We start from the raw sequence: 9,443 nt of genomic DNA, 5'->3' as shown, positions 1-9,443 counted from the left end.
AGGTCGACGGAGTCGACACCGAGCCGTCGCAGTGACGCGTCCAGGGCCCGGCGCAGGTGCCGGCGGGAGTTGCCGAGCTCGTTGGGGTCCTCGCCCATCGGGAACCGGCCCTTGGTCGCGAGCACGATCCGGCTGCGATTGCCGGGATTGGCGGTCAGCCACCGGCCGATGATCTCTTCGCTCGATCCACCGCTGTACACATTGGCGGTGTCGACCAGGTTGCCACCGGCATCGAGGAACCTGGCCAGCTGGCAGTGCGCGCCGTCCTCGTCGGTCTCGGTCCCGAACGTCATGGTGCCGAGCGCCAAGTTCGACACGGCCGCTCCACTGCGCCCCAGCAATCGGTAGTGCATGTCAACCCCCCGCAGATAGCTCTCCTTCCTTCCTACACCTGATTCGCCGAAGGCCGACCACTCGCCGACCGCCACCGAGATCCGCCGGCCACCGCCGTCGCGAGGTAGCGAGGGGCGGCGATGTTAGGTTCGGGCTACCCGCCCGAGGTCACGCGAGTCGCGTCCGGACGCTCACCGCGGTCACGTACGGTCGATTCCTGCACACCGACCTTCGCGCAACGCGATCCACCCACGCACCGCACCACAGGAGTTCCCACGTGGCCATCACCATCGTCACCGATCCCAAGACCCGCCAGCCCAAGATGCGCCTGGTGCTGCCGGACGACATTCACGACGGGCCGGTCTCGGTCGTCGGCAGCTTCAACGACTGGACCCCCGGGCGGCACCGGCTGGTACGCCGTGCCAACGGCACCCGCAGCGTCACCGTCCCGGTGACGCCCGGGCAGCAACTGCGGTTCCGCTACCTCGGTTCGGGCGGCCGGTGGTTCGACGACCCGGACGCGCGCCAGATCGAGGTGGACGGCGCGGTGGTCAGCGTCGTAGAGGTCTAGCGCAGCCCAGCCGGCGGGAGACCACACCGACGCTCCCGCGGCACGACATCCGACGCGGCGGCCCGGACCTCGGAGCCGCCGCGTCCGGGTGTGTCGCCCCGTAGGCTGAGCGGTCAGCAACCGCCGCCCCAGAACAGCTGGTGCCCAGCGCCCGGTGGCTGATCCCCAGGGAGCTGACATGAGCAACCGGCCGTCCGTCGAATGCTGGCTGACCGACATGGACGGCGTCCTCGTCCACGAGAACCAGGCGCTGCCCGGGGCGGCGGAGTTCCTGCAGCGGCTGGTCGACCGGCAGCGCCGGTTCCTGGTGCTGACCAACAACTCGATCTTCACGCCCCGCGACCTCGCCGCCCGGCTGGTCCGCTCCGGCCTGCGGGTCCCCGAAGAGGCGATCTGGACCTCAGCGCTGGCGACGGCGGTGTTCCTGGCCGATCAGCTGCCGCACGGCTCGGCCTACGTCATCGGCGAGGCCGGCCTGACCACCGCCCTGCACGAGGTCGGCTACACCCTGACCGACACCGACCCGGACTTCGTCGTGCTCGGGGAGACCCGGACCTACTCCTTCGAGGCGATCACCAAGGCGATCCGGTTGATCGGCTCCGGCTCGCGGTTCATCGCCACCAATCCCGACGTCACCGGCCCGTCCGCCGAGGGCCCGCTGCCAGCCACCGGTTCGGTCGCGGCCATGATCAGCCGGGCGACCGGCCGGGAGCCCTACTTCATCGGCAAGCCCAATCCGATGATGTTCCGCAGTGCCATGAACCGGATCGAGGCGCACTCGGAGAACACCGCGATGATCGGGGACCGGATGGACACCGACGTGGTCGCCGGCATCGAGGCCGGCCTGGAAACCATCCTGGTGCTCACCGGCTCGACCAGGCCGGAGCAGATCGAGCGCTTTCCCTACCGCCCGAGCAGGGTCCTCAACTCGATCCAGGATGTCATCGAGCTCGTCTGAGACCACCCCCGGGCAGCCGTCCCGGGCAGCCTCAGCCCTGCCGGTAGTGCTCGATCCCGTCGGGTGAGATGGTGCTGCTCAGGCGCCCCTGCAACACCAGCACATCGAGATGGGCCGCCGTCTCCGTGACCGCCAGCATCTGGTTCGTCTGGTCCAGCTCGCCGAAGGCCTTGTTGTGCCGGGTCCAGGGCAGCGCCCGGGCGGTGTCGTAGGCGGTGTCGGCGCCGGCTGCCACCGCGGCCGCCGACGCGGTCAACCGGTTCTCGTGATGGGCCAGCAGCTCGGTCACCCGCTGGTGCACGCTGGTGGTCACCGGCCCGTGCGCGGGCAGCAATAGTGCATCGGGCAGTCCGAACATCATCCGCAGCGAGTGGAGGTAGTCCCGCAGCGGGAACGGCACCGGGGCGGCCTCCAGCCCCACCGACGGGGTGATCTGGGGCAGCACGTGGTCACCGGCGAACAGCAGTCCGGCCTCGGCGTCGTGGAAGACCACATGACCCTGGGTGTGCCCGGGCGTCGCGATGACCTGCAGGCACCGGTCACCGGCCAGCACCTCGCCGCCGCCGTGCAACCAGGCGTCGGGCAGTTCCCAGTCCTGCGCCGGCCCCGGCAGGCCGACGCCGCCGGCGGCCTCGAGTTCGGCCAGCAGGGCGGCCGCCCCGGTCCGGACCAGGTACCGGAACCGTTCCGGCTGGTACCCCTGTTGCGCCATCTCCATGGTGGCCCGCAGGTTGGCCTCCTCGCCGATCCCCAGGCTCACCCTCGAACCGATCTTGCGGCGCACCGCCACCGCCTGGGTGTAGTGGTCGCGGTGCATGTGGGTCACCAGGAAGCTGCGGATGTCGCTGAGGGAGAACCCGAGCTGGTCCAGCGAGCTGACCAGCCGCTCCTCGCTCTCCTCCAGCGCCCAGCCGCCGTCGATCAGGACCAGGCCGTCGCCGGTTTCCAGGGCGTAGACATTGACCGCCCGAAGCGCGTCGTTCGGCAGCGGCAGCGGGATCCGGTGCACCCCGCCACCCAGATCCTGCGGGCCGGCTTCCGCCCACGCGGATCTGGAATTGCTCACCGGCAGAGTTCTATCACGCGGGTGACCCCTCGGCCTGTCGGCATCGGGCCCAGCCGGTGGGTTCAGCTCCGGGTCGACAGCAGCGAGAACTCCGCCTCGAACAGCTCGACCAGGAACGCGGCCAGCAACTGCTCGTCCGGGTGCAGCCCCGGGACCGGCCGGGGCTTGGACAGCCGCAGGTAGCCGCCGAACGTGTGCTCGGTATAGGTCTCCAGGACGTGCGGGTGCACGTAGTGCGCCCGGGCCACCGTGCGGGTGTTGCCCAGCGCCTCGGCGGCCTCGTCGATCGCCTCGATCACCACCTTCTCCGCCGCCCGCTCGCTGTCCAGCCGGTTCTTCAGGTAGGTGAACGCCGCCAGGGTGCCGCCCCAGGTGCGGAAGTTCTTGGCGGTGATGTGCTCACCGGTCAGCGTGAAGAGCAGCTGGTTGAGCTCGTCGGAGCTCACCGCCTTGCCGTCCAGCGCGAACAGCCGGCGCCCGCGCTGGGTGAGCAGCCGCTCCACCACCCGGGCCACCCCCGCGTCGTTGATCGAGACGTCCCAGGGCTTGCCGGACTTCGCGGGGAAGGCGAAGCTCACCTCGTCGCCGCGGACCCGGACGTGCTTGCGGGTGAGCGTGGTGAGCCCGTAGCTGTCGTTCTCCTCGGCGTAGACCTCGTTGCCGATCCGGATGTTGGTCAGGTCGATGATGCGGATCATCGCGGCGAGCATCCGGTCCCGGTCGAAGGTGCGCCGGCGCAGCTGCCGCGCGGTGTGCTCGCGGATCTCGGCCAGGTGGCCGGAGAACAGGATCAGCCGGTAGAAGTTCAACATGTCGCGGATGGCGCGCCACTTGGGGTGATAGATGTACTGCTTACGGCCCTTGTCGTCCTGGCCGGTGGCCAGGATGTGACCATCGGCGTTGGGGCAGATCCACACCTTCTTCCAGGCCGGTGGGATCGCCAGCTGGGTGATCCGGGCCTTGATCTCCGCGTCGGTCAGCGGCTGCTGACGGTGGTCGAGGTAGCTGAAACCCTTCCCCCGCCGGATCCTGCTCATGCCCGGTTCCTCGCCCGCCACGTACACCAGGCCGGCCACCTCGGCGCACTTCTGGGCGTCGGCGTGCAGTTCGTTGATCTCCGCCACCGTCATCGGCTTGGCGGCGGCCGCGTCAGCGGGTTTGGCTACTCGCTTCTTCCCGCCGGATCCGGCCGCCTTGGCCGCGGATCCGGTCGCCTTGGCCCTGGGAGCGGCCGTTTTGGCCTCGGATCCGGTCGCCTTGGCCCTGAGCGCGGCCGTCTTGGCCCTGGGAGCGGCCGTCTTGGCCCTGGGAGCGGCGGCGGTTGCCCTGGGACCAGCCTCGGTGGCCGTGGGGCCGGCGGCGGTGGCCGTGGGGACGGCAGCGGCCGCGGCGGAGCTGGCGGGCATCGGCGGGGGTTCTCCTCAGTCGGGTAGGTCTGGGTCTGGGTAAGTCGGTCGGGTCGTCTGGCGACGGCCGGTGGTCAGCGGCTCTCCATGATGAGCTTGATGACGGCCACTGTCTGTTCCAAGCCCTCCTGAATCTCCTGACCACCGGTCCGCTCGGTCCGCAGGGTGACCTCGACCACCGAGTGCGACCCGGTGCCGGTGACCTGCAACTGCCCGGTGTAGTCATTGGGACCCTCCGATCCCCAGGACAGGGTCTTCGCCTCCTGATCCACCTCGAACCACGCCTCGGCTTCGACCACCCGGTTACCGAGATCGGCGGCGACCGAGATGGTGCCGTCCTCATTGTCGGTCACCGAGGTCATCCGCTCGAAGTAATTCGGCAGGTTCTCCACCTGGGAGAGGTATTCGAAGAGCTCGTCCGCCGGTGCCGCGACGTCGGTGCTGGCGAGAAAATCGGCCATGCTAGGTCCTCCGGAGCCAGATCGGCTGGCTGCTCAACCCTGCTGTCAAGCTACGTCAGGTGGGTGCGCCGGTGCCATCACAAGCAACCACGGCCCGGCTGGGGCCTCAGCCCAGCCGCCAGTCCGGAACGACCGCTCCGACCGCCAGCCCGGCGATGAACAGCCAGCCGAACAGCCGGTTGTGCACCAGGCAGACCCGGTGGTACCAGAGCGGCCAGCCGACGTAGCCGGCCGGTGCGGCGGCGGGTGCCGGGCGCGCCATCACGCGCACCGCGTGCAGCGCCCGCGGCAGGGCCAGCACCACCAGGAGCACGAACGGGCTCAGCGCACCGGTGAGCACGCCGATCGCGGTGAGGAGGTACATCGCGCCCACCGCCACCTGGTTGAGGGTGCGCGCGGCACTCTCGCCCAGCAGCACCGGAAGCGTCCGCTGCTGCTGGGAGGTGTCGAACATTCGCTGATCGATGTGCTTTCCGATCAGGATCGAGGCCACCCCGAGTCCGACGGGTACCGAGGCCAGGTAGGCATCGGCGGAGAATCTCCCGGTGATGACGTAGTAACCGCCACCGATCATCAGCGGCCCCCACACCGCGAACGCCGCCAGCTCGCCCAGGCCCAGCTCCTTCAGCGCTCGGGGCGCCGCGTCGTAGGCATAGAGCAGGACGGCGCCGATCACGGTCAGCAGCACCGCGGGCCAGCCGCGCAACGCGATGAAGTAGGCCGCGATCAGCAGCGCCAGGGTCGCGAGCACGGCCAGCCCGCCGGCCAGCAGTCCGGGCGTGACGGCGCCGCTGGCGATCGGGTGCAGCGTGTAGCGCCGCCGCGGCGAGTCCGGGGTGTCGTGTCCGCGCCGGTAACCGAAGTAGTCATTGGACAGGTTGCTGATCGCATGCAGCACGAGGAAGCCCAGCAGTACCAGCACGAACGGCAGCACCCGCAGCCGCCGGTCGGTCAGCGCCAGCAGGCCGGCGATCACGGCCGACTGCGCCGAGATCACCAGGATGACGCTGCGCGAGGCATAGAGGAAACGGGTGACCGGGTCCAGGTCTGCGAAGTCCGACGCCTCGGCGGGGTAGAAGCCGGTGAACGCGCCGAGGAAGGCGAACGGTCCGCGTTGCGGCCGCTTGCCCAGTGCCGGGGTCGTCTCGACCATGGTCGTCGCTCCTGAACTCGACGGGCCGTTCACTCCGACCACCGCGACGCCCGCCGAACGCCGCCGGTTCCTTTCACACTACGTCTGCCTGCGGAGCGATCGGGCCCGCTCGGAGTGTGCGATGAGCCACCCGATTCGGCTGCGGCGTGTAGCCTCGGCGCTCGAGCGGGGGCTTGCCAAGCGATCTCGTTGGACGGTGAACCCGCAGTGCCCCAGCCAGCCCCGGCCGCATTCCGTGGCGCCCACCCGGCGTTCGCCGCAGCTCGATCGCGGCGGCCCTGATCGTGGCTGCGCTGCCGCGGTTGAGCACCACCACTCACAAGATCCGGCTCGCTGCCGACAAGTTAGAGATCGAGGTGGCCGGCGCGAGCGGCCCCCTCACTCTCACAGGTGCGATGGCGGCGATCAACTGATGGACGACTACAGCCCGGCCAGGCGAGCAGACCTGGCCCAGTCCGACGGCTCCCTGGTGGGCCGCGGGTTCAGCTGGCCCCTGGAGGTGGATCACACCGGCTCGATGGAGCTCACCGACGGTGCCGAGGACCTCGACCGGTCGATCCGGATGGTGCTGTTGACCGTTCCCGGCGAGCGCCTGATGCATCCGGGCTTCGGTTGCCATATCTGGGATCTGCTGTTCGAGCCGGTTACTGAGGACCTGCTCGGCCTGATCGCCGAGGCGGTCCGTGACTCACTGGCCCGCTGGGAGCCCAGGATCCTCGTCGACGACGTGCGATCTGCAGTGGATCCCGATGACTCGGCGCTGATCCGGATCACCATCAGTTACCAGGTGCGGGTGACCAAGGACCGGCGGAACCTGGTGTACCCGTTCTACGTGATCCCGCACGAGCCGGAAGCATGAACTGCCCAGCCTTGGAACTGACGCCAGTAAGCAGGGCAGCGGCGCGTTGAAGGTCGGCGACCAGCCCGCCGTACATCGCTTCGCGGTTGTCGCCGGCACGAAGCACCGCTGAGGGATGGATCGTCACGACCACCAGCGGATCCGGCGAGCTGGTGTCGAGCAGATCAGCCTCGGTCGGAAGGTGCAGAACCTCGCCACGATGCTGGCTCAACCGGAACGACGGCCCGAACAGCGACTGGCTGGCAGTGGCGCCCAGAGCCACCAGTACCTTGGGCCGGACGGACCGGAGTTCGGCGGCCAGCCAGGGACGGCACGCCACGATGTGTCCGCGCTTCGGGGTCTGGTGGATCCGCCGGGTGCCGCGCCTGGTGAACGCGAAATGCTTGACGGCATTGGTGAGATAGCTGCGGTCCGGCTCGATACCGGCCTCGGCCAGCGCCCGGTCGAGCAGCTTGCCGGCCGGCCCGACGAACGGCTCGCCCCGCTGGTCCTCAACGTCGCCCGGCTGCTCACCGACCAGCATCAGCTCCGCGCCGGCCGGGCCGCGGCCGAAGACGGTCTGGGTGGCGTCCTGGTACAGCTCGCAGCCGCGACAACCCGTGGCCGCCTGGGCGAGATCGGGTAACCGGTCGGTTTCGGGCACGTACGGTTCGGCGGTGCTGGTCGCGGCCATCACGTCTCCCGGCGAAGTCGGTCGCGCGGGCTCGGCGGCTCGCCGGCAATCCTACGCTCGACCGCAATGCGCGGTTTGACCGTCGGGCATGATCCTGCACGTCGGGCATGATCCTGCACGTCGGGCATGATCGGGCGATGGACCAGCGCGGCGTGACGGAGTTGCTCGACCGGCTGCGGGAGGTCGAGGTGCTGCCCTGGCTGGACGGTGGCTGGGGGGTGGACGCGCTGCTCGGCGCGCAAACCCGGCCGCACTCCGATCTCGACCTGGTGGTCCTCCGCCCGGATCTCGACGTCGTGGCGGACATCCTGTGGGTGCTGCGGTTCGAGGTGTTACGGGATTGGCTGCCCAATGCCATCGCCTACACCGATCTGCTTGGCAGGCAGGTCGATCTGCATCCGGTCGACCCGACGCCGGACGGTGGCGGCGACCAGATCCAGCTCGACGGCGAGTCACGGTGGCACTATTCCGCGCCGGTGCAAGGGGCCATCGGCGGCAGGACCGTGCTGTGCTGCCCGGTCGAGGACCAGGTGTCGTGCCATCTCGGCTACCCACCGCGCGATACCGACTTCGAGGACATGCGACGGTTGGGCGAGCGGTTCGGGCTGCAGTTGCCGGAGCCGTACGCGGCTGGATGAGGTGGCGAACTGCACGTTTAACCGGCGATCGGCCTTGAGATTCGATAGCCTCGCTGCCGACCCGCACCTGTCAGTACGCCCGCTCGAGGAGAGCCGCGATGACCAACGTTGTGTTCTGGCCAGATGTCAGCAGCTATCAGGTGAACGTCAATGACCAGTTCACCCGTCAGTTCCTGATGTTCAAGGTGTCGGAGGGCACCACTTATGTGGATCCGAAAGCCGTTGCCAACGGCGCCTGGTGCACCGCCAACTCCGGACCCGGGAAGAAGATGGTCGGTTACGGCGGATACCACGTCTGGTGGCCTGGCAACGAGCAGGCGCAGGCCAACTTGTTCTTCGCCAACGTCAAGCTCAGCCCGTACCTCGTCGCGATGATCGATGTCGAGTCGTGGGGCGGCAAGATCAAGGGCGATAACTCTGCCAGTATCACGGCGCTCGCCAACCTGTTCGCGGCGAAGCTGGGGCAGCGCCGGGTCAAGGTGTACGCCAATCAGGGCGACTTGACAGCGCTGTATCCGAAGCGCCCGGCGTGGCTCGGCGTCATCAAGGCCAGTTATTCAAGCCAAGCGCCTGCCGAGCCGTGGGTGGGCTGGCAGTACACCGACGGGTCGACGAACTGGCCGATACCCAACGGATGGCCACGCTCGACCCCGCCGTTCGGCAACTGCGACCACAACGCCTACTACGGCACCGTGCAGCAGTTCGCGGCCGAGTACGGAATCGCGCCGGCCAAGGCGACCTAGCCGCTGACATCGGCGTGCCGCCAGCTGGGCAATCGAGCACCGGCTAGTCGCTGTGCGGGTGCTGACTGAATCGCCGCGCACCGGAACGACGTGCGGTACGAGCCTGACCCGTCCCGGCCGGTGCGATGGGTGCTCACGGCTACGCCGCTGGCTCGCGAAATACTGTTACAGGTAGGCCTCGTATCCCGGCATCACCGAAGAGTGAACGCCAGATCTGACTTAGTCAGCAGCTCGTCGCAGCCAGCAGTTCTGTCATACCCTGCCTCTAGTGTCTGATGTATGGAAGCATTGTTGGACGGCCAGGCATCATCGGCGCATGCGATGCTTTCTGCTGCTGTCGCAGGTTACTTGCAGCCCATCGCTACTGGATCCCTCACTCAGCTGTCTGACACTGCGGTGCTTGCCGAGCTGCGTGAATTGGAAATGCTGCGACGCACGCTCGCGGTCGCCGATCAGGCACTCATCGCCGAGATCGATCGGCGGGGACTGGCAGGACGGTTGGTGATGCCGTCGACCTCGGCAGTGCTGCAAGGCATTCTCAGACTGTCGCCGCACGAAGCCAAGCAGCGGGTCGAGGCGGCT

Annotated in this window: 10 protein-coding genes and 2 pseudogenes; 6 read left to right on the top strand and 6 right to left on the bottom strand. The window is 68.5% G+C overall.

Going from position 1 to position 9,443, the window contains the following annotated elements; translation table 11 throughout:
* The coding region (locus VF542_RS18495) for an aldo/keto reductase (RefSeq protein ID WP_408653168.1) at positions 1-353 on the bottom strand (353 nt) is incomplete at its 3' end.
* Positions 354-655: 302 nt separating this feature from the next.
* Here VF542_RS18495 and VF542_RS18490 point away from each other — a divergent pair.
* Together VF542_RS18490 and VF542_RS18485 are read left to right on the top strand one after the other, a co-directional pair.
* Complete coding sequence (locus VF542_RS18490; protein WP_408653169.1) at positions 656-904, top strand: isoamylase early set domain-containing protein; 249 nt, start codon at positions 656-658, stop codon at positions 902-904.
* Positions 905-1,082: 178 nt separating this feature from the next.
* The gene (locus tag VF542_RS18485) at positions 1,083-1,862 is read left to right on the top strand and encodes an HAD-IIA family hydrolase (protein ID WP_408653167.1); all 780 of its coding nucleotides are present in this window, start codon (positions 1,083-1,085) and stop codon (positions 1,860-1,862) included.
* A gap of 31 nt (positions 1,863-1,893) precedes the next feature.
* Here VF542_RS18485 and VF542_RS18480 read toward each other — a convergent pair whose 3' ends face one another.
* The 4 genes from VF542_RS18480 to VF542_RS18465 all read right to left on the bottom strand — a co-directional run bounded on the left by VF542_RS18480 (position 1,894) and on the right by VF542_RS18465 (position 5,948).
* Positions 1,894-2,928 (bottom strand): MBL fold metallo-hydrolase, encoded by a 1,035-nt coding sequence (locus VF542_RS18480; RefSeq protein ID WP_408653166.1) that lies wholly within the window; start codon positions 2,926-2,928, stop codon positions 1,894-1,896.
* Between the two features lie 62 nt (positions 2,929-2,990).
* The gene (locus VF542_RS18475; protein WP_408653165.1) at positions 2,991-4,334 is read right to left on the bottom strand and encodes a DNA topoisomerase IB; all 1,344 of its coding nucleotides are present in this window, start codon (positions 4,332-4,334) and stop codon (positions 2,991-2,993) included.
* A gap of 74 nt (positions 4,335-4,408) precedes the next feature.
* Positions 4,409-4,795, bottom strand: coding sequence for an SRPBCC family protein (locus VF542_RS18470; RefSeq protein WP_408653164.1), 387 nt, complete (start codon positions 4,793-4,795; stop codon positions 4,409-4,411).
* Positions 4,796-4,901: 106 nt separating this feature from the next.
* Positions 4,902-5,948 carry a prenyltransferase gene (locus VF542_RS18465; RefSeq protein WP_408653163.1) on the bottom strand — a complete coding sequence of 349 codons (1,047 nt, stop codon included), beginning with the start codon at positions 5,946-5,948 and terminating at the stop codon, positions 4,902-4,904.
* A gap of 412 nt (positions 5,949-6,360) precedes the next feature.
* Between VF542_RS18465 and VF542_RS18460 the strand changes: the two genes are divergently transcribed.
* On the top strand, positions 6,361-6,807 hold the full coding sequence (locus VF542_RS18460; RefSeq protein WP_408653162.1) for a GPW/gp25 family protein: 447 nt from the start codon (positions 6,361-6,363) through the stop codon (positions 6,805-6,807).
* 28 nt (positions 6,808-6,835) lie between these two features.
* Here the strand turns inward: VF542_RS18460 and VF542_RS18455 are convergent.
* Positions 6,836-7,480, bottom strand: a pseudogene (locus VF542_RS18455) (UdgX family uracil-DNA binding protein); the annotation flags it as partial.
* A gap of 137 nt (positions 7,481-7,617) precedes the next feature.
* On the opposite strand from VF542_RS18455, the gene VF542_RS18450 reads away from it, so the two are divergent.
* The 3 genes and pseudogenes from VF542_RS18450 to VF542_RS18440 form a co-directional block, all read left to right on the top strand.
* On the top strand, positions 7,618-8,118 hold the full coding sequence (locus tag VF542_RS18450; RefSeq protein ID WP_408653161.1) for a nucleotidyltransferase domain-containing protein: 501 nt from the start codon (positions 7,618-7,620) through the stop codon (positions 8,116-8,118).
* A 98-nt stretch (positions 8,119-8,216) separates the two neighbouring features.
* On the top strand, positions 8,217-8,861 hold the full coding sequence (locus VF542_RS18445; RefSeq protein WP_408653160.1) for a GH25 family lysozyme: 645 nt from the start codon (positions 8,217-8,219) through the stop codon (positions 8,859-8,861).
* A 279-nt stretch (positions 8,862-9,140) separates the two neighbouring features.
* Positions 9,141-9,443: pseudogene (locus VF542_RS18440) on the top strand (hypothetical protein); the annotation flags it as partial.

Origin of the sequence: Jatrophihabitans sp. (assembly GCF_036389215.1) — a bacterium.
Classification (GTDB): Bacteria; Actinomycetota; Actinomycetes; order Mycobacteriales; family Jatrophihabitantaceae; genus Jatrophihabitans_A.
The sequence above is the reverse complement of the archived record's forward strand: the minus strand, read 5'-3'. Positions and strand labels throughout refer to the sequence as shown.

Coding starts and splice junctions, on each gene's coding strand:
- VF542_RS18460 (WP_408653162.1), top strand. CDS start 6,361: ATGGACGACTACAGCCCGGCCAGGCGAGCAGACCTGGCCCAGTCCGAC.
- VF542_RS18445 (WP_408653160.1), top strand. CDS start 8,217: ATGACCAACGTTGTGTTCTGGCCAGATGTCAGCAGCTATCAGGTGAAC.
- VF542_RS18490 (WP_408653169.1), top strand. CDS start 656: ATGCGCCTGGTGCTGCCGGACGACATTCACGACGGGCCGGTCTCGGTC.
- VF542_RS18485 (WP_408653167.1), top strand. CDS start 1,083: ATGAGCAACCGGCCGTCCGTCGAATGCTGGCTGACCGACATGGACGGC.
- VF542_RS18465 (WP_408653163.1), bottom strand. CDS start 5,948: ATGGTCGAGACGACCCCGGCACTGGGCAAGCGGCCGCAACGCGGACCG.
- VF542_RS18450 (WP_408653161.1), top strand. CDS start 7,618: ATGGACCAGCGCGGCGTGACGGAGTTGCTCGACCGGCTGCGGGAGGTC.
- VF542_RS18470 (WP_408653164.1), bottom strand. CDS start 4,795: ATGGCCGATTTTCTCGCCAGCACCGACGTCGCGGCACCGGCGGACGAG.
- VF542_RS18475 (WP_408653165.1), bottom strand. CDS start 4,334: ATGCCCGCCAGCTCCGCCGCGGCCGCTGCCGTCCCCACGGCCACCGCC.